Below are 24,058 nucleotides of genomic sequence, written 5' to 3'. Positions count from 1 at the left end.
GACCGCGCGTTTTCCACGGACAGCTTCATGCTCGCACTCACCATTTTCGTGATGACGCTCGTTCTGGTGATCTGGCAGCCGAAAGGGCTCGGCATCGGCTGGTCGGCGCTCGGTGGGGCTGCGGTTGCCATGCTGGCGGGTGTCGTCGGCTGGGCGGATGTCGGCACGGTCTGGCACATCGTCTGGGACGCAACCTTCACCTTCGTCGGCCTGATCGTGATCTCGCTGATCCTCGACGAAGCCGGCTTCTTCGCCTGGGCGGCCTTGCATGTCGCGCGCTGGGGCGGTGGCAACGGACGGCGCCTGTTTCCGCTGGTCGTGCTGCTGGGGGCGGTGATCGCCGCCTTCTTCGCCAATGACGGCGCGGCGCTGCTGCTCACCCCGATCGTGCTGGCGATCCTGCTGCGGCTGAACTTCCCGCCGGCCGGCGCCATGGCCTTCATCGTCGCCTGCGGCTTCGTCGCCGACACGACCTCGCTGCCGCTGGTGATCTCCAACCTGGTCAACATCGTCACGGCCAACTTCTTCCAGATCTCATTTGGGCGCTATGCGGCGGTGATGGTGCCGGTGAACCTCGTCTCGCTGGGCGCGACGCTGCTGGTCCTCTGGCTGTATTTTCGCCGGGATATCCCCGCCACCTATGCCGTCGGCGATCTCGAGGCGCCCGCCGCCGCAATCCGGGACAAGGCCGTGTTCCGCGCCGCCTTTCCGCTGCTGGGGCTGCTGCTCGTGGCCTATTTCGCGACCGCCCCGCTCGGTATCCCGATCGCCTTCGTCACGGGTGCGGCCGCGCTCATCCTTGTCGCCATCGCCGGGCGCTGGCTGTCGGGGGGCAAGGGCGCCGTGGTCTCGGTCGAGAAGGTGCTGCGCGGGGCGCCCTGGCAGATCGTGCTGTTCTCGATCGGCATGTATCTCGTGGTCTACGGGCTCGGCAATGCGGGGCTCACCGACATCGCGGCCGGCGTTCTGGTCTGGCTCGCCGGCCAGGGCAGCTTCGTCGCCACGGTAGGCACCGGCTTCGTCGTCGCCGTGCTGGCCTCGATCATGAACAACATGCCCGCCACCCTGGTCGGCGCGCTCGCCATCGACCGCGCAGCGGTGGCGCCGCTGACCCAGGAGCTGATGGTCTATGCCAATGTCATCGGCAATGATCTCGGGCCGAAATTCACGCCGATCGGCTCGCTGGCGACCCTGCTCTGGCTGCATGTCCTCGCCGGCAAGGGCCAGACGATCAGCTGGGGCCAATACATGAAGGTCGGGCTCGTCATCACGCCGCCGGTCCTGTTCGTCACCCTGGGCGCGCTTTGGCTCTGGCTGCCGGTGGTGTCATAACCCTGGCGCCGTCGACGACGCTGGACACGGCCTCGCGGAGGAGAGCCGGCATGGACGAACCGCTGGATGTGGTGGTGATCGGCGGCGGCCAGGCCGGGCTTGCCTGCGCTTATTTCCTGCGCCGGGCCGGCCTGCGCTTTTCCATTCTCGACGGTGAGCCGGGGCCCGGCGGCGCCTGGCGCCATGCCTGGGATTCGCTGCGGCTGTTCTCGCCGGCGCAATGGAGCTCGCTGCCGGGCTGGCCGATGCCGGCGAGCCCAGACGGCTACCCCGCGCGCGATGCGGTGATCGACTACCTCACCCGCTACGAGGCCCGCTACGGCTTCAACATCGAGCGCCCTGTCGAGGTCGAGGCCGTCGCGCGCGAAGGCGACGGGTTCTCGATCGCGACCGATAGCGGCCCGAGGAAGGCCCGCGCCGTGATCAGCGCAACAGGCACCTGGCGCCAGCCGTTCTGGCCGGACTATCCCGATCAGGCCCTTTTTGGAGGGCGCCAGATCCACTCTGCGGATTACCGCACGCCGACCGAATTCGCCGGCCAGCGCGTTCTCGTGGTGGGTGGCGGCAATTCGGGGGCGCAGATCCTGGCGGAGCTGTCGCTGATGGCGGATGCCACCTGGGTGACGGCGACGCCGCCGTCCTTCCTGCCCGATGAGGTCGATGGGCGCGTGCTGTTCGAACGCGCGACGGCGCGCTGGCAGGCCGCTCAGGAAGGCCGCACGATCGACCTGCCGGTCGGCGGCTTTGGCGATGTGGTGATGGTGCCACCCGTCAAGGAGGCGCGCGAGCGCGGCGTGCTGCACGCGGTCGCGCCTTTCACCCGCTTCACGCGGGACGGAGTGGTCTGGCAGGACGGGACGGCGTCTCCCGTCGACGCCGTGATCTGGTGCACCGGCTTTCGACCTGCTCTGTCACACTTGGCGCCGCTCGGCGTCGTCGGCGAGGATGGCCGCGTCGCCACGGATGGCACGCGCTCGTTCGCCGAGCCGGGGCTCTGGCTCGTCGGCTATGGCGACTGGACCGGAGCGGCCTCCGCGACCCTGATCGGGGTGATGCGGACGGCGCGTTCCACGGTTGCCGAGATCACGCAGGCGCTGGCCTGATCCCGGCCGGCCACAGCACGCGCCATGGGGGTGGCCGTCACGGTCCGGCATGCAAGATCAGACGGCATCAGCCGGCGGGTCGATCGTTGGATGTTTTTGCAGCGGAGGCGGCTGCTCGCCCGAGAGGGCCGCAACCAGCCCGGAGAGACCATTGCGCACATGCTGGCGCAGCGCCTCGCCAGCTTTAACAGAATCGCGCGCGGACAGGGCATCGAGTATGCCCTGGTGTTCCTGGATCGCCGCCTTCCAGCGCGTCGGCCAGAGGTTGGAGGAGTAGCGCGCGCGATCGACCCGCAGCGCCAACAGATCCCACACCCAAAGCAACACGGGGTTGGCGGCGATCTCGACAATCTTGCGGTGAAACGCGGTGTTGGCCTCGAAATAGCCCGGCAGTTCGTCGCGGGCGTGATGCAGCCGCATCCGGTAATGCAGCAATCCGATCTCGGCGATCGCCTCTTCCGTGATATTGCGCGCCGCCAGTTCGCCCGCCAGTCCCTCGATCGTCGTCACCACGTCGATCAGCGCGGTGACATGGTCGAGATCGAGCTCTGCGACCACGGCCGACTGGTTCGGCAGCGCATGCAACAGCCCGTCCTGGATCAGCGTCTTGATCGCTTCCCGGACCGGGGTGCGCGAGACCGCCAGCTGTTCGCAGATCTCGCGCTCGTTGAGCTTGGCGCCGGGAGCCAGCACGCCCGTGACGATCAGATTGCGCAACTGGGTCACCACGCCGCCATGCAGCGCGCCCTTCCTGCGACCACCGTCGAGAGTCGGGGTGCGTGCGATCAGCGCGGCGAGCGGCGTCGGGATCTGGGAGAGCGTCATGTCGGGACGATCATCATTGGGAGGAGGGCATTGCGATGTGGGCGTGCCCGCATGGGCGAAAACCTGTCCGGTTGCTTGATTGCCGCTCTTGCTTGCATGCAAATTCCGGCCCCTTCAAGTGAGGGCTGCAGGCCGACGCGTCAAAGGATACCCATTCGCGACCATTGTCGACCTGCCTATGCCCATCGCCGCTGTTGGCCGTGGTCGGCCCCCGCCGCGTGCTCAAACTCAGCGACCGGCCGGCCGACGCCGCGTGAACGGCCGCAGCACCGTCATGGTGGTCACCCTGTTCGACGGCAAATCCTAGACGATGACCTCGCTGACGCGGGTCAGCGTATGGTCCATGTGCTTGCCGATCTCGAAAGCGAGCGCCTCGCCGTCCCGCCGGCTCAGGGCTGCGACCATCGCCTCGTGCTCGGCCACGGCACCGGCCCATTTCACCGGCCCCTCATTGCCGATGAAGCGCAGACGCTTGATCCGCGCCTGCAGCGTCTCGTGCATCTCCATCAGCACGGCATTGCCGGCGGCGGCGACGATCGCCGAATGGATCGCCTGGTTGAGCTTGAAATATTCCAGCCGGTTGCGCTGCTCATAAAGCTCCATCATCCGCTGATGCATGGCGGCGATCGCCTCGATCTGCGCATCGCTCGCCTGCGCGCAGGCGATGCGGCCGCCGAGCTGTTCCAGGGATTTGGTGACCTCCAGGATCTCGCGCAGATCACGCACCGAGAAGCGCCGGACCACGGCGCCCTTGGCGTGCTGCATCTCGACCAGCCCCTCGCTGGCGAGGCTCTTGATCGCCTCGCGCAAAGGCGTGCGCGAGACGCCGAGCTGGGCTCCGACCGCGCCCTCATTGATCCGCTGGCCCGGCTCCAGCCGGCCCTCGATGATCATGTCGCGCAGGCGCTCCAGCACCTCGTCGTGCAGCGTGCGTCGCTGGATGCGGGGATAGGCCTCGGCAGCCTCGCTCATGGGCTTGGTCGCTCCTTCTTCGGGGTTACGCCATGGCCACAAGGCGCTGTCAACGCGGCGCTGTATCGCCGAAGAACATCGTATCCTGCCGGATGCGGACCGCCAGCAGCGGCGAGGCATCGTCCACTGCCACATCGCCGAGCTTGATCGCCTCGCCGGCACGGACCGGCCGCACCAGCGTCGCATCGGCCACGAGATAGAACGGGGCGGGATCGCCCTCGCGCAGCGGACCGGCCGGCACCATCGCGCCGCCGACATCGGCGATGCTGTGATGATGGCCGCCCATGCTCAGCACGGTGCCGGCCGGCAGATCAGCCTCCGCCACCGCGACGAGATCCTGACGCGGCCGGTAGTCCGTGCCGTAGCGGGACAGGCCCAGTCCGGCGGCATCGAGCAGCGACGTTGCCGCCTCCAGCCCGAGCAGATGGCGCGGCAGATAGAGCGCGGCGGTGTGCCCGCCGGATGCCACGACATGCCCTTTCTCGGCTAGCAGCGCCCAACTGGCCGGATCCTCACAGCGGACCGTGACGAAAACGCCACCGGCGAAGCTCGCCTCGTCGGCCAGACGCAGGTGATGGAAGACATCGACCCGGCGGGTGCCATTGAGCAGACCACCCTGCCCGCGCTCGCAGAACAGGTCGGCCAGTTCGTTGATGCGCGCTGGCGGTGCATGGAAGCGAGCCGTGTCGGCACCAAGCCCAGTCGCGTTGGCCACCACCGTCATCTCGCAAAGATCGGGCACGGTGCGCAGCGGAAAGGCCGTTCCCAGCACGGCGGCGCGGGCTGCGGAGCGCGCGACTGCGTCAGCACCGCCGAGCGACCACTGCTCAGCAAGCTCAGGCAGCGGCCGCGTCACGCCGTTGCAGGTCACGTCGCCCGTCTTTGGGTCGAAAACAAAATCATACTCGCTGGATTTGCCGGCGCCGATGACGTCGAAGCCGAGCAGCTCGGCCCAGGTCACGAGACCGATCAGAAGGCTCGGCTGGTCGCCATCGACGGGGGTGACAACGACGCCCTTCTCTGCTGCCAGACGGGCAAGCCCCGGCCCGACGACCGAATCGGCTTCCTTGGAGACGAGCGCGACATGGCGGCCGGCCTCGATCGCCAGCAGCGCGTGGCGGGCTGCGGCGACGGGTGCGCCGGTGGCCTCGATCAGGATGTCGAAGGGCAGGTCGATGACGATCGAAAGCGAATCGGCCGCCACGCGATGACCGGCTTCCCAGGCCGTGCGCGCCTCGGCGGCTGTGGCACAAAGCGCAATTTCGCGACGCGCGATCCCGGCGGAGGCGAAGGCCTCGCCCGCGGCCTCGGCGGTCCTGTCCACGGCGATGCGCGCATTGACGAGCGGAATGCGGGCGGCCTGGGTCAGGAATGAGCGGCCGAAGCTGCCGCTGCCGACCAGGCAGGTCTCGATGGGCCGCGCGATGCGCGCATAGTGCTGATGGAAATTCACGAAGGCTCCTCCTGTCGGAAAGAGTCTTACTCCATTCTTGTATGCAAGAATAGCGAATGCCCGAAATATATGCTGCATGCAGCATACTTGCCGGCTCAAACCTCACATGATACCGATTGGGCAAGGAAACGAAGTCAGGACAAACCATGTCGGATCAAGACAGCGCGCGGCCAGTCATCGTGGTTGCCATGGGGGATCCGTCCGGCATCAGCCCGGAACTGACCGCGCGGATCCTGGCCGAGCCGGACCTTCGCGACGCCGCCCGTTTCGTCGTCTTCGGCGACCGGCGCCTGCTCGATCTCGGCATTGCCGACAGCGGCGTCGACCCGCAGGTCGAGACGATCGCCGACGGCACGCCGCTGCCCAACCAGGACAGCCGCCCGGTCTTCATCGATCTCGCCAACCATGATCCCGCCGATCTGCAGCGCGGCGTTGCCACGCTGGCCGGCGGCAAGGCCGCGACCGATAACTTTCGCCGCGCGCTGCGTTTTGCCGCTGCCGGCCATGCCGACGGGGTGTTCTTCACGCCCTTCAACAAGGCGGCGATGCGCTACGCCTATCCCGGCTATGACGACGAGATCCGTTTCGTGCGGGATGCGATCGGCTTCGAGGGCCCCGCCAGCGAGTTCAACATCCTCGACAAGCTCTGGAACGCGCGCGTCACCTCGCATATCCCGCTCTCGGAGGTCGCCGCCAACATCACCCAGGAGCGCATCCTGCGGGCGTTGACGCTGGCGGACGCCAATCTGCGGCTGGCCGGCTTCAATCCGCCGCGCATCGCGGTCGCGGGCATCAATCCCCATGCCGGCGATGGCGGCAATTTCGGCCGCGACGAGATCGAGACGATCGAGCCCGCGGTCAAGGCGGCCAAGGCCCAGGGCTTCACCGTCGAGGGCCCCTTTCCCTCCGACACCGTGTTCCTGCGGGCGAAGAACGGCGATTTCGATGCCGTTTTGACGATGTACCACGATCAGGGCCAGATCGCGATGAAGCTGATTGGCTTCGACAGCGGCGTCACACTGATCGGCGGCTTCCCCTTCCCGATCTGCACGCCCGCCCATGGCACGGCCTATGAGATCGCCGGCAAAGGCGTCGCCAATCTCGGCGCCTGCCGGGCGGCTCTGGCGCTGGCCATCAAGATGGCCAAGGACGGCAAGGCGAGGGCCAAGGCCGCCGCCTGACGACCGACCCCTTCAGACACCACCACCGTTTCCAAGACCGCCGCGCAAGAGCGGTCGTGAAAATCGCTCATCCAGGGACGAAACGCATGCAGGGAGACAGCGCATGAAGACCTTCAGCATCACAGCCGCGATCACGGGCGCCATCGCTTTCGGGGGCGCCGGCGCGGCCCAGGCCTGGCAGCCGACCAAGCCGGTCGAGTTCGTCGTTACCTCCGGTGCCGGCGGCGGCACCGATAATTTCGCCCGCATGATCCAGTCGATCATCAGCAAGCACAAGCTGATCGATCAGTCGATCGTGGTCGTCAACAAGGGCGGCGGATCGGGCGCGGAAGGCTATATCCACGGCAAGGGCGGCAAGGGCGACGCGCACCGGGTCATCTTCGGCACCAACAACGCCTATCTGCTGCCTTATGTCGCCAAGCTTGGATACAAGTTCAGCGACCTCACCCCGGTGGCCGCGCTGGCGCTCGACGAGTTCCTGCTTTGGGTGAAGGGCGATGCGCCCTATGCCGACGCCAAGAGCTTCGTCGAGGCCGCCAAGGCCAAGCCGATGGGCTTCAAGATGGGCGGCAGCCAGTCGAAGGATACCGACCAGACGCTGACCTCGATGATTCAGGACGTCACCGGCGTCAAGATGATCTACGTCCCGTTCCAGGGCGGCAGCGCGGCGGCCGTGCAGCTGGCCGGCGGGCATATCGACTCCAACGTCAATAACCCCAACGAGAATATCGGCCAGTGGAAGGCCGGACAGGTCAAGCCGCTCTGCGTCTTCTCGCCGGTGCGCCTGGCCAAGGGCGAGCCGGTGTTCGACGGCAAGGGCTGGGGCGACATCCCGACCTGCAAGGAATCCGGCCTCCCGATCGAGACCTTCCAGATGCCGCGCACCGTCTGGCTGCCGGCCGAAGTCCCCGCTGACGCGGTCACCTTCTATGAAGGCGTGCTCGAGAAGGTCAGCCAGACGCCGGAGTGGAAGGAGTTCGTGACGCGCACCGCGCAGACCGGCCGTTTCATGAAGGGCAAGGAACTGACCGACTTCGTCGCCAAGGACGATGCCGCCAACAAGAAGGTCTTCGAGGCCGAAGGCTGGATCGCCAAGTAAAGACGCCGCTCGCCGTCATTGCGAGCGTAGCGAAGCAATCCAGGGCTACGCGCTCTACGCCCCCCCCTGGATTGCTTCGTCGCTTCGCTCCTCGCAATGACGTGGCGCTCGACAGCAAATCCGATCACGAGGAAACCGCCCATGATCACGCGCTTCTGGGCCGAGACGGCGACCGCTTTGGCGACGCTGCTGTTTGGCCTCGTCATCGTCTATGGGGCGCTGGAATTCGGCACGGGCTGGGATTCCTCGGGTCCGCAGCCCGGCGCCTTTCCTTTCTACACCGGGGCGCTGGTGGCGCTGGCGAGCCTCGGCACGCTCGTCGTCACGCTGGCTCAGCGCCTGCGCGGCGCGGCAATCGTCAACGAGGTCTTCCTCGATCGCGAGCGCGCCGGCCGCGTCCTGTCGTTCTTCGCGCCGCTGCTGGCGTTTGTGGTGATCACCGCCTTCGCCGGCATGTATGTCGCCACCATCGCCTACCTGCTCTACGCGATGCGCTTCCAGGGCGGCTATGGCTGGCTGGTTTCGATCGCCAGCGCGGTGGGCGCAGCCTTCGTCTTCTATGTCGTGTTCGAACGCTTCTTCCAGATCGGGCTGCTGAAGGGCCCGATCGAGCGGATGCTCGGCTACTGATCCGCAACCGTTCGCAACGAGGACGCTGCCATGGATAACATCGCCTCGCTGATGCACGGCTTCTCCGTCGTGCTGACGACCCACCATATCCTGCTGATGATGGCGGGCGTGCTGCTGGGCATCCTGGTCGGCGTCCTGCCCGGTCTCGGCGCACCCAACGGCGTCTCGCTGATGCTGCCCTTGACCTTCACCATGGACCCGGTCTCGGCGATCATCCTGCTGACGTCATTGTACTGGGGCGCGCTGTTTGGCGGCTCGACCACCTCAATCCTGTTCAATATTCCAGGCGAGCCCTCCTCGGTGGCGACGACCTTCGACGGGCACCCAATGGCCAAGCAGGGCCGGGCGACCGAAGCTTTGTCCTTCGCCTTCCTGTCGGCGGGCTTCGGCGCCATGGCGGGCGTCATCCTGATCACGCTTCTGGCCGGGTGGGTCGCGAGTTTCGCACTGCGCTTCTCTTCGCCCGAATATTTCGCGGTCTATTTCATGACTTTCGCCAGCTTCATCGGGCTCGGCGGCGCGTCCCCCTTCAAGTCGATCGTTGCGATGGGCGTGGGCTTCGCGCTGGCCTCGATCGGCATGGATTCGGTCTCGGGCAATGTCCGCCTGACCTTCGAATTCGATGTGCTGCTCGCCGGCATCTCGTTCCTGATCGCCGTCATCGGCCTGTTCGGCATCGGCGAATTGCTGCTGACGATGGAAGAGGGCCTCAAATTTGACGGCGTCGCCGCCAAGGTCAGCGTCCGCGACGTGCTGCGCACGGCGGCCAAGCTGCCGCGCTACTGGGTCGCGCTGCTGCGCTCCAGCGCCATCGGCATCTGGATGGGCATCACGCCAGGCGGGCCGACGGCAGCCTCCTTCATGAGCTATGCCATGGCCAAGCGCTCCTCGCGCAACCCGGACAAATTCGGCAAGGGCGAGCCCGAGGGCGTGATCGCACCTGAAACCGCCGACCACGCCGCAGGTTCTGCTGCGATGCTGCCGATGCTGGCGCTCGGTATTCCGGGGTCGGCGACAGCGGCGGTGATGATGGGCGGCCTGATGATCTGGGGCCTGAATCCGGGCCCTATGCTGTTCATCGAGCGGCCCGATTTCGTCTGGGGGCTGATCGCCTCGATGTATCTCGGCAATGTCGTGGCGGTCATCGTCGTGCTGGCGACGGTGCCCATCTTCGCCTCGATCCTGAAAATCCCGTTCTCGATCGTCGCGCCGCTGATCGTGATGATCTGCTTCATCGGCGCCTATACGGTGGCCAGCAAGGAGTTCGACATCTGGGTCGCGCTGGCCTTTGGCATCGTCGGCTATGTGTTCAAGAAGCTCGATTACCCGATCGCCCCGCTCGTGCTCGCCATGGTCATCGGCGACAAGGCCGAGGACGCCTTCCGCCAATCGATGATCTTCAGCCAGGGCTCGCTCTCGATCTTCTGGTCGAACGCGCTGGTCTCGACGCTGATGGGCATCGGCTTTGCCCTGCTCCTGCTGCCGCTGCTCGGCACGTTGCTGCGCCGTATGTTTGGCCGGACATCGACAGTTCCCGCCTAAGCCAGGGTGACCGATCAGCGTGCCAACGGGCGTCCCAGCCGAACGGCCGGGGCGGTTCGATGATCGTCGCAACGATCAGCCCCCCCCTTGCCCGAAATCCTAGATCATATAGGATTCGCGGCAATGGACCGCGCGATGGGAATGCGGTCTGCTGATTTGCCTGACGGGAAAAGGTTGACGCCATGTTCGGAGCCCTGCGACTGCCCGATACGATCCTCTTCGGCGAGGGCAAGCGCCGTGCATTGGGGAGCGCGGCCGCCCGGCTCGGCCGCCGGGCGCTGATCTGCACCGACAGCCGCCTCTCGGCGCAACAGGAGTTCTCGGAGGCGCTGGAAGACCTGCGCACTGCGGGTGTCGCGGTCCATGTCTATGACCGCACGATTCCCGACCTGCCGATCGAATGCATCGAAGACTGCGCGCGCGAAGCGACGGCGTTTTCGCCCGAACTCGTCATCGGCATCGGCGGCGGCAGCTGCATGGATCTGGCCAAGCTGGTCGCGGTCGTGCTCGCCCATGGCGGGCCGGTCAGCAATTATTACGGCGAATTCGCCGTGCCGGGCCCGGTGTTGCCGCTGGTCGCGGTGCCGACCACTGCGGGCACGGGCTCCGAGGTCACGCCGGTCGCGGTCGTGATGGACAGCGGGCGGGGTTTGAAAATCGGCGTCGCCAGCCCCCACATCATCCCGCGCATCGCGATCTGCGATCCCGCGCTGACCATGACCTGCCCCGCGCGCCTGACCGCCTGCTCGGGTGCGGATGCGCTGGCCCATGCCGTCGAGGCCTTCACCAGCAAGCGCCGCCCGGCCGATCCGCTGCTGACTGAACAGCAGGTCTTCGTCGGCAAGAACGTGCTATCGGACCATTTCGCCCGGTTGGCCGTCACGAACGTCTTCCGCTTCCTGGCGCGCGCCTGTCGGGACGGCTCGGATGCCGAGGCCCGCGAGGGGCTGATGCTGGCGTCGCTGGCGGCCGGCTGCGCCTTTGGGACAGCGGGCACCGCAGCGGCGCATGCGCTGCAATATCCGGTCGGCAATCTCACCCATACCGCGCATGGCGACGGCGTCGGCGCGCTTCTGCCTTATGTGATGCAGTTCAACCGCAGCGCCTGCACTGAGGATCTCGCGGATCTCGCGGGCATTGTCGGGCTCGGCGAGGCGGGGATGGGCGCGGCCGAGCGCTCGCAGCTTTTCGTCGACGCGGTCGCGGAGCTGTTTGCTTCGGTCGGCGTCCCTAAAACACTCGCCGAGCTCGGGCTGGCTCCCGGCCATGACGATGAGATTGCAACCGGCGCCCTCAAGGCCGAGCGCCTGGTCAAGAACAATCCGCGTGCGCTCGATCTCCAAGCCATGCTCGCCATCACCCGCGCTGCCTTTACCGGCGATCGCGCAGCCCTGCTGAACGCCTGAAGCGACAGGACCCAACGCCATGCATGCCAAGACCGAATATGAGGCCCCTGCCGGCCAGGACTATGTCGTCTCCGGATTCACCGGGGAAGGCGGCTTCCCGATTCCCACCGACCATCTGATCGGCGCCGGCTGGACGCCAGGCACCGGCACGGGCCGCATCGATGTGCTCGATCCTTCGACCGGCACCGTCCTGACCTCGGTGGCCGACGCCACGGTCGCCGACGGGATCGCGGCCGTCGACGCTGCGGAAGCAGCGGCTGCCAGCTGGGCGCAGACACCGCCGCGTCAGCGGTCCGTGATCCTGCAGCGCTGCTATCAGGCGATGGTCGATCAGGCGGACTGGCTGGCCCGGTTGATCTCGCTGGAGAACGGCAAAGCTCTCGCCGATGCCCGCTCCGAAGTGCTTTACGCCGCCGAATTCTTCCGCTGGTATGCGGAGGAGGCCGTGCGCATCAATGGCGAGATCGCGATGGCGCCGGCCGGCGGCAACCGCATCCTCGTGCAGTACCAGCCGATCGGCATCGCGCTGTTGATCACGCCCTGGAACTTCCCGGCGGCGATGGCGACGCGCAAGATCGCCCCTGCCCTTGCGGCCGGCTGCACCTGCATCCTCAAGCCGGCCGAGGAGACGCCGCTGACGGCGCTCGCCGTCGGCGAGATCCTGCGGCGCGCCGGTGTGCCGGCCGGAGTCGTCAACATCGTCAACACCTCTGAGCCGGCGGGCCTCTGCCGCGCTATCCTGCATGACAAGCGCGTGCGCAAGCTCTCCTTCACGGGCTCGACGCAGGTTGGCCGCATCCTGCTGCGCGAGGCCGCCGACAACATCATCAGTTGCTCGATGGAGCTGGGCGGCAACGCCCCGTTCCTTGTTCTCGACGATGCCGATATCGAGGCGGCGCTCGATGGCGCGATGATCGCCAAGATGCGCAATGCCGGCGAGGCCTGCACGGCGGCAAACCGGTTCTATGTCCAGCGCGGCATCTACGACGCCTTCGTGGACAAGCTGGTTGCGCGCATGGAAGCGCTGAAGGTCGGCCCCGGTGCCGATGCCGCCACGCAATGCGGCGCGATGATCAACCGCGCCGCGATCGACAAGATCGAGTCGCTGGTCGCTGATGCGCTCGCCAAGGGCGCCACGCTTCGCCTGGGCGGCGTCACCGGCCCTGGTCCGGGGCTGTTCTACCCGCCCTCGGTCGTCGCCGATCTGTCGCGCGACGCCGCGATCCAGCGCGAGGAGATTTTCGGGCCGGTCGCCGCCGTCACGCCCTTCGACGATGTGGAGGACGCGATCCGCATGGCCAACGACACCGAATATGGGCTGGCAGCCTATGTCTATACCGGCGATCTCAAGGTCGGGCTCCAGATCTCCGAGCGGCTTGAGTACGGCATGGTCGCGCTCAATCGCGGCCTGGTGTCGGATCCCGCCGCCCCCTTTGGCGGCATGAAGCAGAGCGGGCTCGGGCGCGAGGGATCCCATCACGGTCTGCTCGAATTCACCGAGACCAAATACATCGCCGTGAGTTGGTGAGGCTTCCCGGGACACGGCGCGCTGGCTCCGTGTCCCGAATGCCGTGAGGAAGACGATGCGATCGGCCAGGTCGCGGCATCGACGGGGTTGGAGCGCCAAGGGAAGCCCAATATCCTATAGAATTCCCTCTCAGGTTTTCACCGATGGTCGCCAAGACACCCGCATCGCCCGCTTTTTCCCGGCTCCTCACGCTGAGGGAGCAGCCGCTCACCTATCCGAAATCGCTCGTGGAACTCGCATATGAGCAGCTTCTGTCGATGCTGGTGACGATGAAGATCGCGCCCGGCGCCCATATCGGCATCGAGGCGCTGTCGCGGGATCTTCAGATCTCGCCCACGCCGATTCGGGAGGCGCTGACCCTGCTCGAGGCCCAGAAACTCGCCTACAAGATTCCCAATGTCGGCTTCCGGGCGGCCGATCTGCTGACCGGGCCGGAAATCGACGATCTGTTCGAGATGCGCCTGCTGATCGAGCCCAAGGCGGCCGCTTTCGCCGCGCTGCGCAGCAGCCAGGAGCATTTCGACGCGCTGACGATCCTGTCGGACAACATGGCGCGTGTCGCCGGCGGCGAAGAGACCGATTACGCCCAGTTCGCCGAGGGCGATGCCAGACTGCACCACCTCGTCGCCCAGGCCAGCGGCAATCGCTTCGTTGCGCAGACGGTCGAAGGACTTCACGTTCACCTCCACATCTTCCGCTTTCTGTTCCGCACCAACGCGCCCGAGCAGGCCTTGCAGGAACATGCTGCCATCGTCCGTGCGCTGCTGGCGCGCGACGCAGACGCAGCCGAGGGCGCGATGCGTGACCATCTCGAAGCGTCGCGACAGCGGATGGCACGCGCGCTCGCGCGCCATGACGTCGCGACGCCCGATCGCGAAGGCTCAACGCCGCGCCGCATTGACAGCAGCGAACGCTGCCCGTAATCCTATAGGATATGCAGAATAGCGCATACAAAGATCGGCGGCGTCGATAGGCGCCGCCCAATAAGCCCGCGCCAAGCGGACAGCGTCTTCAGCACAGATGCGAAGGCGATCACGGGAGGAACTGAACGATGGCACTGCCACTCGCGGGCATTCGTGTGCTCGACGTCACGCAGGTGATGGCCGGCCCCTTCTGCTGCATGCTGCTGGGGGATATGGGCGCCGACGTCATCAAGATCGAACAGCCGGGCACCGGCGATTCGACCCGTCAGTCCATGGGTTTCCGCCTGAAGGGCACCGACAGCCCAGGCTTTCTGGCGCTTAACCGCAACAAGCGCAGCATCACGCTCGATCTCAAGCAGGAGGAGGACCGGGAGGTTCTCTACGGGCTGGTGCAGACCGCCGATGTCCTCGTCGAGAATGCCCGCCCCGGCGTCGCCGCGCGTCTGGGCATGGATTACGAGACGCTGCGGGCCATCAATCCGCGCCTGGTCTATGCCAGCATCTCGGGCTTCGGCCAGACCGGCCCCTGGTCGCAGCGACCCGGCTTCGACCTGATGGCACAGGCGGTTTCCGGGGTGCTCAGTTCCAACGGATTTCCGGGCATGGAGCCGGCCAAGAACTCGATTCCCGTGGCCGATCTCGGCGCCGGGCTGTTCAGCGCCTATGCGATCCTGAGCGCGATCATCGGCCGCCAGACCTCCAATGTCGGCCAGTTCATCGATTCCTCCCTGTTCGAGGCGGCGCTGGCCCTCTCGGTCTGGGAGACGACCGAACTTTGGGGCACCGGCCGCTCGCCGATCCCGATCGGCTCCGCGAACCGGATGTCGGCGCCCTACCAGGCCGTGGAGGCCTCGGATGGCTGGTTCGTCATCGGCGCCGCCAATCAGGGGCTCTGGCTCAAGCTGATCAAGACGATCGGCTGCGAGGCGCTGCAGGAGGAGGAGCGCTTCGCGACGAACGCCAACCGCATCGCCAACCGCATCGTCCTGATCGAGACGCTGGCGCCGACATTCCGCACCCGGACCAAGCAGGAGTGGATCGACGCGCTGATCGAGGCGGGTGTGCCGGCCGCGCCGATTCTGGATTATGCGCAGGCCGTGGAAAGCGAACAGGCCGTGGCGCGCGAGATGGTCAAGACCATTCCCCATCCGGTCGAGGGCGAGTTCAAGGCGCTCGGCTTCCCCGTGAAGCTCAGCGGGACGCCGCAGGAAATCCGCCTGCCCCCGCCCCTGCTCAATCAGCATGGCGACGAGATCCGCGACGAGCTTCTGCGCAAGGGACTGCTCAAGCGCGCCCGACAGCCGGAGGCCGCACAATGACGGGGCCGCGCATCGTTTTCGAAACCGTCGATGGCGTCGCCCATATCCGATTCGACAATCCCCAGGCCTTCAACGCCCTGACCAAGCAGATGTGGCTGGACATGCGCGACGCCGCGCTGGCCATTGCCGCCGATCCGGCCGTTCGCGTCGCGGTGTTCCGCGGCACGGGCGGCAAGGCCTTCGTCTCGGGCACCGATATCTCCGGCTTCGCCAAGTTCACGGGCGGCGCCGACGGCGTCGCCTATGAGCGCGAGATCGACGAGTGCATGCGGGCGCTCGACGCTATTCCAGTCACGACCATCGCGGTCGTCGATGGCTGGGCTGTCGGTGGGGGGCTCAACATCGCGGCAGCCTGCGACTTTCGCATCGCGACGCCCGATGCCCGCTTCGGCTCGCCGATCGGTCGGACTTTGGGCAACTGCCTGTCGGCGCTCAGCCTGGCGCGCATCGGCGGCGCGATCGGCGTGGCGATGGCGCGGCGCATGGTCTTGCTGGGCGAGATCGTCACGGCGCCGGAGCTTGTGGCAGGCGGGTTCCTGCTGCGTGTGGTCGAGCGCGAGGCAATGGATGATGAGATCGAGGCCTTGTGCCGTCGCGCCGCCGAGAACGCGCCGCTGACCACCCGCACGACCAAGGAAACGCTGCGGCGCATGACGCTGGAGGCGCTGCCCGATGTCGATGCGCTGATCGAGACGGTCTATGGCAGCGACGATTTCCGGCGCGGCGTGCAGGAGTTCCTCGCCAAAACCAAGACGCTACCGACCTGGACGGGGCGCTAAGCGGATCAACGGGCCAACCGAAACCCACGTCAACATCGCGCACCGAGCCCCAGACCGCTCGCTCTGCTGACATCTCAAATCTGGCATGCAAGATTGTCGTCACGAGACGAACCATGCCGAAGGGAGACAAATTGATGGCCAAGATCACAATCTGGCATGACCCATGGCATGCAACCGGCGCCGGCCGCCGTGACGGGAGGGTGTTCGCATGAGCGCCTCGCCTACCCTGCCCCGGATCGGCTTTATCGGCATCGGCATCATGGGCGAAGCCATGGTGCGGCGGCTGCTGGACCTCGGCTACCCCGTCACCGTCTGGAATCTCGAGCCGGAGCGGCTCGACACCGTGGTCCCGCATGGCGCGGTCGAGGCGGCGAGCCCCGCCGAGGTCGCGGCGGCGAGCGACATCGTCATGCTCTGCGTCCTGCATATGGCGGCGGTCGAACGCTGCATCCTGGCCGAGGACGGTGTCGCCGCGGCCGGCCGTGGTCCGGCGCTGGTCATCGACTTCTCGACCGCCGACCCGGACGGCACCCGTCAGGTGGCAGCGGCGCTCAAGGAGCGCACCGGCGCAGGCTGGATCGACGCTCCGGTCTCGGGAGGCCCGCAACTCGCCCGCACCGGTGGCATGACCGTGATGGCCGGCGGGTCGGAAGCCGATTTCGCCAAGGCGAAGCCGATCCTCGACCAGATGGCCGGCAACGTCACGCTGATGGGCCCGGTCGGCGCCGGCCAGACCACGAAGATCATCAACCAGGCGATCGTCGGAACCGGCTATGTCGTGATGGCCGAGGCGCTGATGCTGGCGGAAGCAGCAGGGATCGACGCCGCGCGGCTGCCGCAATGCCTCGCCGGGGGCCATGCCGATTCAAGCCTGCTGCAGCGACTCTACCCGCAGATGCAAGCCCGCGCCTTCGAGCCGCCGTCGAGCTACGCCCGCCAGCTTCTCAAGGACCTCAAGGCCGTTTCCGCCTTCTCCCGCGATCTCGGGCTCGACCTCAAGGTGATCGAGCAGGGCGTGCAGCGCTACAAGGACTATGTCGCACTCGGCCACGAGATGACGGATTCGGCGGCGGTGGTGAAGCTCTACGAGCACGACGCGGCCCAGCGCGCGGCGGGCAAGCCATGACGGCCGCGGCGAGGTTGACCCAGCCTGACCGGCCGCGCGCCGTCATCGACGCGCATCACCATGTCTGGGACCTCGCCAACGATCTCCCCTGGCTGAAGCACGAGCGCGTTCCGTTCCGCTACGGAGACTATTCCGCGATCTGCCGCGACTACATGCCGGTGGATTATCGAGCCGATATTGCCGGCTGGCCGGTCGTGGGGTCGGTCTATGTCGAAGCGGAATGGGCCCGAGACAAGGCGGCCGACGAAAGCCGCTGGGTCGCGGCCGTGTCGAAGGCGGAAGGGCTGCCCTCGGTCGTGGTCGCCTGGTGCGATCCGGCGTCCTCGGATGCCGCCGCGCTGCTCGCCTCCCACGCATCCGTCTCGATCGTTCGTGGGATCCGGCACAAGCCTGCCGCCACCTCGACGCCGACCGAGGCGAAGCGCGGCGCGGCCGGCTCCATGGACGATCCCGCCTGGCGCCGTGGCTATGGGTTGCTGGCGCAACACGGCCTGTCCTTCGATCTGCAGACGCCGTGGTGGCATCTCGACGCGGCGGCCGATCTGGCCAGGGATTTCCCGGCGACCCAGATCGTGATCAATCACACCGGCCTTCCCGCCGATCGCTCCCCGGAGGCGCTTGCGGCCTGGCGGCAGGCCCTGGAACGGGCAGCCGCCCAGCCCAACGTCGCCCTCAAGATCTCGGGACTGGGCCTGCCGGAGCGTCCCTGGACGATGGCGGCCAACGCTCCGATCATCCGCGATGCCATCGCCATCTTCGGCCTCGACCGGACGATGTTTGCGAGCAACTTCCCGGTCGACAGTCTTGTCGGCGATTTCGATACGATCTTCTCGGGCTTTCTCGCCGCGACGGCGAGCTTGCCTGGAAGCGACCGCGACCGGCTGTTTCACGACAACGCCCGGCGCATCTACCGGCTGTGAGCCGCCGAACCAACAAAGCTCATCATAAAAAAGCGGAGGAGGAACACATGACCAGAATGAACAAGAGGCAGACGCTCAAGAGCATGGTCGCGGCGCTGGCGCTCGCGGCGGGTTTTGCCGCCCCGGCGGCGGCCCAGGTGACACTGCGCTACGCCCATGTCGGCTCCGAGGGCGACATCCAGTACTGGTATGCCGAGGAATTCGCCAAACGCGTCCAGGCGCGCACGGACGGCCGCGTCAAGGTGCAGGTCTTCCCGAATTCGCAGCTCGGCGGGGCGCAGGAGACGGTCGACGGCGTGCGCAGCGGCGCAATCTCGCTTGCCCACCACGAATTCGCCTCGCTGTCGCGGCTGATGCCGGAGATGGCGGCCTTCGCGGCCCCCTTCATTTATCGCGACGGCACACATGCGATGACCGCCACCGACCCGGCGAATTCCGAGATCATGAAGGAGATGTCCGAGAAGCTGGTGAAGCAGGCCAATATCCGCATCGTCGGGCGGCTCTATCGCGGCGCCCGCCAGATGACGGCGAAGATGGCGGTCTATTCGCCGGCCGATCTCAAGGACAAGCGCTTCCGCGGCGTGCCGCTGCAGCTCTGGACGACGATGATCAAGGGCATGGGCGCGGTGCCGACGCCGGTCGAGGTCGCCGAACTGCCGACCGCCTTGATGACCGGCATGGTGATCGGCCAGGAAAATCCGCTGACCATGATCAACGCCAACAAGCTCTATGAGGTACAGAGCCATGTGATGCTGACCGGGCATATGCAGAACGTACTGCCGGTCTTCATCAACGAGCGCAGCTGGCAGTCGATCCCCGAGAAGGACCGCGCCGTCGTCGCCGCCATCGCGGCCGAGGTCGGCGAGGAAACGCTGAAGCGCGGGCTCGAGGCCGAGGTCAAGCTGATCGACGAGCTCAAGAAGAAGGGCATGACCTTCATCACCGAGAAGGACGGGCTCAAGGTCGACGAGTTCCGCAAATCGGTGAGCGCGCAGGTCAACACCGACTTCCCGACCTGGGCACCGATCATCGCACGCATCAGCGCCATGAAGTGACGCCGGGCGCCGGGGCGCCACGCCCCGGCTTTCGCCTTCCTGCGACGGTCTCGGTCTTGCCGAGCCGTCTGCCGCTCCTCGATCCCGCGAAGAGACGCCTCTTGCAAAGCCCCGCCATCGCCCCTGACGTTCCTGTCACCGTGACGAGTGTCGACAGCCGGACCTACGCGATCGACCGCGCCGTCGAGCCGGTGCGGTGGCTGTTCCGCTGGGGCAGCCTGGCGATGCTGATCGCCATGGTGTCGCTGCCCTTCATCCAGGTGGTTTCGCGCGAAATCTTCGCCACGCCGATCATCGGCGTGGAGGAACTGGCGCGCTTCATGCTGATCTGCGCGGTGTTCCTGGCCCTGCCCTATGTCATCTCGGCCGGCGCCAATATCCGGATGGAGGAAATCGTCTCGATGCTGCCGGGCGGCGTCGTGCGTGCGGCGAAGATCATCGGCGCGATTGCAGCAACCGCGACCTTCGCGGCGATCACCCTCGCGAGCTTCGTCGCCATCGGCGGCAATCTCGACAATTCGACCCCAACCCTGGGCATTCCCTACTGGATCTTTCTGGGCGCGGCCTGCCTCAGCTTTGCGATGAGCACGCTCGAATGCGCCATCCAGACCGCCAAGGCGATCCAGGGACGGCCGCTTTACGTCACCTTCCCCCAGGAGCACGAGCCCGAAGACGAGCTCGATCTGCCCGACGACATGAAGCACTGAGGGCGGACAGTCATGGCGATCACCATCATCCTGGCCTTCGTGGCGCTGTTCATCTTCGGGTTTCCGGTCGTGGTCGCGATCGCGGTCCCTGCCCTGCTCTATGTCCTGCTGTCGGGGTTCCCGCTGGAACTGGTCGCGCAGCGCATGACCTATGCGCTGGATTCCTTCCCGCTGGTTGCGGTTCCGGTCTTCATCTTCGTCGGCAGCCTGATGAACCAGGCGGGCATCACCAGCCATATCTACCGATTCGCCCATACGCTGGGGGGGCGCGTGCCGGGCGGCCTGGCGCAGGTCAATGTCATCGGTTCGCTGGTGTTCTCGGGCACGTCGGGCGCCGCGCTCGCCGATATCGGCGGCCTCGGTCGCATCGAGATCCGCGCCATGGTCAGGGCCGGCTTCACCCGGGCCTATTCGGCCGCCATCACCGGAGCATCGGCCGTCGTCGGGCCGATCTTCCCGCCCTCGATCCCGCTGATCATCTACGGCTCGGTGACGAGCGTCTCCATCGTGCAATTGCTGATCGCGGGAATCGTGCCGGCGCTGCTTTATGTCGCCATGCTGATGGCGACCGTAGCCTGGCTCGCCAAGCGCAACAACCATCCGCGCTCGAAGCGCTGGCCGACCTTCCGCGAGCTCTGGACGACCTTCTGGCCGGCAGCGCCCGCGCTGATGACGCCGCTCCTCCTCGTCGGCGGCATGCTCGGCGGCTATTTCACCCCGACCGAGGCCGCCTCGATCACGGTCGCCTACATCCTGCTGATCGCGATGGTGTTCTATGGCGGGCTGACCTGGCCGCGGCTGCGCTTTGCCCTGTTCGATACGGTGAAGACGACCTCGGCCGTGCTGATCATCGTCTCGGCTGCCGCCCTGTTCGGCTGGATTCTAACCATTGAGCAACTGCCGCAGAGCTTCACCCGCAGCCTGCTCTCGATCTCGACCGACCCGATCGTGCTGCTGCTGATCGTCAACGTGCTGCTGATCATCGTCGGCATGTTCCTCGACAGCACGACGGCGACGCTGCTGGTGGCACCGCTGGTCTCGGCGCCGCTGGTGATGGCGGGTGTCGATCCCGTGCATCTCGGCATCATCTTCGTCTTCAACCTGATGATCGGCCTGTTGACGCCGCCGCTCGGTCTGGCGCTGTTCCTGCTGTCGGACATCGCCAAGACGTCGATGCCCGCCGTGCTGAAGGCGGTGATGCCGTTCTACATTCCGCTCTTCGGCGCGCTGGCGATCATCACCTTCTGGCCGGACCTGACGCTGTGGCTGCCCCGGATGCTGCGCTGAGGGCGGGCGGCACCGGTCCGATCGATACCGTCCACCGGTAAATCCGCGGCTCACCCTCAGGGCCTCGGCCCCGTTCTCCCTGCGGTCGCCTCGGTACCGGTCTCTTCCCTGTCTCTACCCGCCATGCCTTCCGTCCAAGCCGGGGTCGAAACTCTGGCGAAGCTGCGCGTGAGCGAGCGACCGATGGCTATGCCTTTTCCATCGGCTCACGCGACGCCTGCCGCCGCCCACGCGCGAACAGGATAGAGGCCAGCAAAAATCGCAAGATCTACAATTTAATCATTCTAACTTGGATATTAGAATAGTTCTATTTCTATAGTTTTGTGAGACCTTGCAAATACAGAAGCACAACTGTTAAACGGTCCTCTCGCGGTTGACTGCATGTCCTTATCGATTCCTGCATCACCGCCTTCCATCAATACATCACGACAGTGACGAAGGGTTTGCGAGATGTTCTGCGTCGAGGCCAAGATTTCCCGCAAGGATGCGACCCGCCACCATCGTCGTCTCGACACGATTATCGCAGGATACGGAGCGAGCCACGTCGCGATGGCCGTGCATCTGGCCGGCGGCGTGATGGCGGGTGTGCTCTTCACCTCATCGGCCATCGCCCATACCAGCGGCGCGCCGACGGGCGGGACCCCGTCAATGATGCATCAGCATCCGGCGCAGGCCTCGGCAGCGCGTTCGGGACGTCTGGTCGCGGTCGAAACGCCCCTGCACGGGCTGCGTGGGCCCGACGCCGCAGTCGTGCGCCCCTCGATCCGCTATGCGCAGGCGGCTCCGGCGCCACGCGCGGCCTCGGATGTGATCGACCTGCAGACGATCGAGGTAACGGGCGAGCGCAGGCCCGGCGAGTTGCCCCCCGCCTATGCCGGCGGGCAGGTCGCACAGGGCGGATCGCTCGGCATCCTGGGCACCAGCAATGTGCTCAACACGCCGTTCAGCACAGTCAATTTCACCGAGAAGCTGATCGAGGACCAGCAGGCGCGAACCGCCGCCGACACGCTGATCAATGATTCCTCGGTGCGCCTGACCACCGGCAGCAACGGCTTCGACGACACCTTCCAGATTCGCGGCTTCCAGGTCGGTTCAGCCGACACAGGCTTCAACGGCCTCTACGGGCTGATCTCGTCCAACCGCGCCGCGGCGCAGTACATCGCGCGGATCGAATTGCTGAAGGGCCCGGGCGCGCTCGCCAACGGCATCCCGCCGAGCGGCAGCATCGGCGGCGCCATCAACATCATCACCAAGCGGGCGCCCGACGAGGCTTTCGTGCGCGTGACGCCGACCTTCATCAGCAGCGGCAATTTTGGCACCCATGTCGACGCCAGCCGCCGTTTCGGCGCCAACAAGGAGTGGGGCGTGCGGGTCAACGGCCTGGTGCGCAGCGGCGAGGCCTCGATCGAGGACGGCAACCTGCGTACGGGACTCGGCTCCATCGCTCTCGACTATCGCGGAGAGCGCCTGCGCTGGTCGCTCGACGCGATCACCCAGAACGACGACACCAAGAACTTCCGCCCGCAGATGACGCTGCAAACGAACATCCCGTTCGTCCCCCGCGCCCCGGACGCACGCGGCAACTGGTATCCCGGCACGAAGCTGAAGCAGCGCGACCACACGATCGCGTCCTTCGTCGAATATGATCTGACGGAATGGCTGACGGCGTTCGGCGGCATCGGCTATCGCAAGGGCACGAACGACCAGACCTTCCCGGATTCGCGCGTCGCCGGCTTCACCAGTGGCGCGGATGCGCTCGGCAATTTCAGGCTGGTCAACGCCTATTACGATTCCTACACCGAGACGGTCAGCGGCAATATCGGCCTGCGGGCGCGCTTCGACACCGGCCCGGTCAAGCATTCGCTGAGCTTCGGCTTTACCGGCTATGGCCAGGAATCCGGGAACGCCTATGTCGCTAACACGGCGGCCCAGTCGGTCCCGTCCAACCTCTACAACCCGGCCGCGCTGCCGACGGTGACCGGCACGCGGCAGGATCCGCGCAAGGCCTCCTACCAGACGCTGACCAGCTACGCGGCCGCCGACACGATGTCGTTTCTCGACGAGCGGGTGCTGCTGACCGTCGGCGTGCGCCATCAGCAGGTCACGACGCAAAGCTACAGCACGGCCACCGGCGCCCGGACGACCCGCTACGAAGGGAATGCCACGACGCCGCTCGCCGGCATCGTGATCAAGCCCTGGCAGAATGTCTCGCTCTACGCCAACTACGCCGAGGGCCTGACGGCGGGCACTATCGTCGGCGCCGGCTACAGCAACACCGGCGCGGTGCTGGCCCCGTTCAAATCGGACCAGCAGGAAGTCGGCATCAAGGTCGATTGGGGCCGCATCACCACGACCGCCGCGCTGTTCCAGATCTCGCGGCCGAGCCAGGTCCGCACCGCCTCCAATGCGCTCGCCTATGATGGCGAGCAGCGCAACCGCGGCCTCGAACTCTCCGCCTATGGCGAGATCGTCCCGGGCCTGCGCGGCCTGGCCAGCGCGACCTTCCTGAAGCCGGAGCTGACCTCGCCCACCAACCCGCTCGAACGCGGCAACGACGCCGCCGGCGTGCCGAATTTCACCGCCTCAGCCGGGCTGGAATGGGACACGCCCTTCGTCCCCGGATTGTCGCTCAACGGACGCGTGATCTACACCTCGGGCTCCTATCTCACCACGGCCAACACGGTCGAGTTCCCGGATTGGACACGGTTCGATCTCGGCGCCCGCTACACCACGACGATCTATGAGCGGCCGGTCACCTTCCGCTTCAATGTCGAGAACGTCTTCGACAAGAACTACTGGCTCACCACCGGCAATTTCGTGACCGTCGCGTCGCCCAGGACCTTCGTCGGCTCCGCGACCGTCCAGTTCTGA

The 24,058-nt window shown here is 66.3% G+C and carries 20 protein-coding genes; 17 read left to right on the top strand and 3 right to left on the bottom strand.

The window, feature by feature from the left end:
- Positions 1-27: 27 nt before the first annotated feature.
- Entirely contained in the window at positions 28-1,332 is a 1,305-nt protein-coding gene (locus IP69_RS02610; RefSeq protein WP_054141235.1) for an arsenic transporter, read from the top strand.
- A gap of 50 nt (positions 1,333-1,382) precedes the next feature.
- A complete protein-coding gene (locus tag IP69_RS02605) occupies positions 1,383-2,435 on the top strand; it encodes an ArsO family NAD(P)H-dependent flavin-containing monooxygenase (RefSeq protein ID WP_054141234.1) in 1,053 nt (350 codons plus the stop codon).
- A 57-nt stretch (positions 2,436-2,492) separates the two neighbouring features.
- Here IP69_RS02605 and IP69_RS02600 read toward each other — a convergent pair whose 3' ends face one another.
- The 3 genes from IP69_RS02600 to IP69_RS02590 form a co-directional block, all read right to left on the bottom strand.
- On the bottom strand, positions 2,493-3,260 hold the full coding sequence (locus IP69_RS02600) for a GntR family transcriptional regulator (protein WP_054141233.1): 768 nt from the start codon (positions 3,258-3,260) through the stop codon (positions 2,493-2,495).
- A 303-nt stretch (positions 3,261-3,563) separates the two neighbouring features.
- Positions 3,564-4,232, bottom strand: coding sequence for a GntR family transcriptional regulator (locus IP69_RS02595; protein WP_054141232.1), 669 nt, complete (start codon positions 4,230-4,232; stop codon positions 3,564-3,566).
- A 49-nt stretch (positions 4,233-4,281) separates the two neighbouring features.
- Positions 4,282-5,685 (bottom strand): flagellar biosynthesis protein FlgA, encoded by a 1,404-nt coding sequence (locus IP69_RS02590; RefSeq protein WP_054141231.1) that lies wholly within the window; start codon positions 5,683-5,685, stop codon positions 4,282-4,284.
- A 146-nt stretch (positions 5,686-5,831) separates the two neighbouring features.
- Between IP69_RS02590 and IP69_RS02585 the strand changes: the two genes are divergently transcribed.
- From IP69_RS02585 to IP69_RS02515, 15 genes are all read left to right on the top strand, one after another.
- Complete coding sequence (locus IP69_RS02585) at positions 5,832-6,866, top strand: 4-hydroxythreonine-4-phosphate dehydrogenase PdxA (protein ID WP_054141230.1); 1,035 nt, start codon at positions 5,832-5,834, stop codon at positions 6,864-6,866.
- A 103-nt stretch (positions 6,867-6,969) separates the two neighbouring features.
- Complete coding sequence (locus tag IP69_RS02580) at positions 6,970-7,965, top strand: tripartite tricarboxylate transporter substrate-binding protein (RefSeq protein ID WP_082358833.1); 996 nt, start codon at positions 6,970-6,972, stop codon at positions 7,963-7,965.
- A gap of 141 nt (positions 7,966-8,106) precedes the next feature.
- Positions 8,107-8,595 carry a tripartite tricarboxylate transporter TctB family protein gene (locus IP69_RS02575; RefSeq protein WP_054141229.1) on the top strand — a complete coding sequence of 163 codons (489 nt, stop codon included), beginning with the start codon at positions 8,107-8,109 and terminating at the stop codon, positions 8,593-8,595.
- A 30-nt stretch (positions 8,596-8,625) separates the two neighbouring features.
- On the top strand, positions 8,626-10,137 hold the full coding sequence (locus IP69_RS02570) for a tripartite tricarboxylate transporter permease (RefSeq protein WP_054141228.1): 1,512 nt from the start codon (positions 8,626-8,628) through the stop codon (positions 10,135-10,137).
- Between the two features lie 182 nt (positions 10,138-10,319).
- Positions 10,320-11,543, top strand: coding sequence for an iron-containing alcohol dehydrogenase (locus IP69_RS02565; protein ID WP_054141227.1), 1,224 nt, complete (start codon positions 10,320-10,322; stop codon positions 11,541-11,543).
- A 19-nt stretch (positions 11,544-11,562) separates the two neighbouring features.
- Positions 11,563-13,071 carry an NAD-dependent succinate-semialdehyde dehydrogenase gene (locus IP69_RS02560; protein WP_054141226.1) on the top strand — a complete coding sequence of 503 codons (1,509 nt, stop codon included), beginning with the start codon at positions 11,563-11,565 and terminating at the stop codon, positions 13,069-13,071.
- A 227-nt stretch (positions 13,072-13,298) separates the two neighbouring features.
- A complete protein-coding gene (locus tag IP69_RS02555) occupies positions 13,299-13,994 on the top strand; it encodes a GntR family transcriptional regulator (RefSeq protein WP_248306674.1) in 696 nt (231 codons plus the stop codon).
- Positions 13,995-14,122: 128 nt separating this feature from the next.
- Positions 14,123-15,313: a CoA transferase gene (locus IP69_RS02550; protein WP_054141224.1), complete on the top strand. Its 1,191-nt coding sequence runs from the start codon at positions 14,123-14,125 to the stop codon at positions 15,311-15,313.
- A complete protein-coding gene (locus tag IP69_RS02545) occupies positions 15,310-16,092 on the top strand; it encodes an enoyl-CoA hydratase (protein WP_054141223.1) in 783 nt (260 codons plus the stop codon). The genes IP69_RS02550 and IP69_RS02545 overlap by 4 nt, the downstream gene beginning before the upstream one ends.
- A gap of 208 nt (positions 16,093-16,300) precedes the next feature.
- Positions 16,301-17,218 carry an NAD(P)-dependent oxidoreductase gene (locus tag IP69_RS02540; protein WP_054141222.1) on the top strand — a complete coding sequence of 306 codons (918 nt, stop codon included), beginning with the start codon at positions 16,301-16,303 and terminating at the stop codon, positions 17,216-17,218.
- Positions 17,215-18,138 (top strand): amidohydrolase family protein, encoded by a 924-nt coding sequence (locus tag IP69_RS02535; protein WP_054141221.1) that lies wholly within the window; start codon positions 17,215-17,217, stop codon positions 18,136-18,138. Before IP69_RS02540 ends, IP69_RS02535 begins: the two co-directional genes overlap by 4 nt.
- Positions 18,139-18,185: 47 nt before the next feature.
- Positions 18,186-19,193: a TRAP transporter substrate-binding protein gene (locus tag IP69_RS02530; protein ID WP_248306673.1), complete on the top strand. Its 1,008-nt coding sequence runs from the start codon at positions 18,186-18,188 to the stop codon at positions 19,191-19,193.
- A 101-nt stretch (positions 19,194-19,294) separates the two neighbouring features.
- Positions 19,295-19,900, top strand: a complete 606-nt coding sequence (locus tag IP69_RS02525) for a TRAP transporter small permease subunit (protein ID WP_156323253.1) — start codon at positions 19,295-19,297, stop codon at positions 19,898-19,900.
- A gap of 12 nt (positions 19,901-19,912) precedes the next feature.
- Positions 19,913-21,187 carry a TRAP transporter large permease gene (locus tag IP69_RS02520; RefSeq protein ID WP_054141219.1) on the top strand — a complete coding sequence of 425 codons (1,275 nt, stop codon included), beginning with the start codon at positions 19,913-19,915 and terminating at the stop codon, positions 21,185-21,187.
- Between the two features lie 450 nt (positions 21,188-21,637).
- Positions 21,638-24,058, top strand: coding sequence for a TonB-dependent receptor (locus tag IP69_RS02515; RefSeq protein ID WP_248306672.1), 2,421 nt, complete (start codon positions 21,638-21,640; stop codon positions 24,056-24,058).

This window comes from Allobosea sp. AAP35 (assembly GCF_001295925.1).
Lineage (GTDB): Bacteria > Pseudomonadota > Alphaproteobacteria > Rhizobiales > Beijerinckiaceae > Allobosea.
This window is presented reverse-complemented; position numbering and strand designations above follow the sequence as displayed.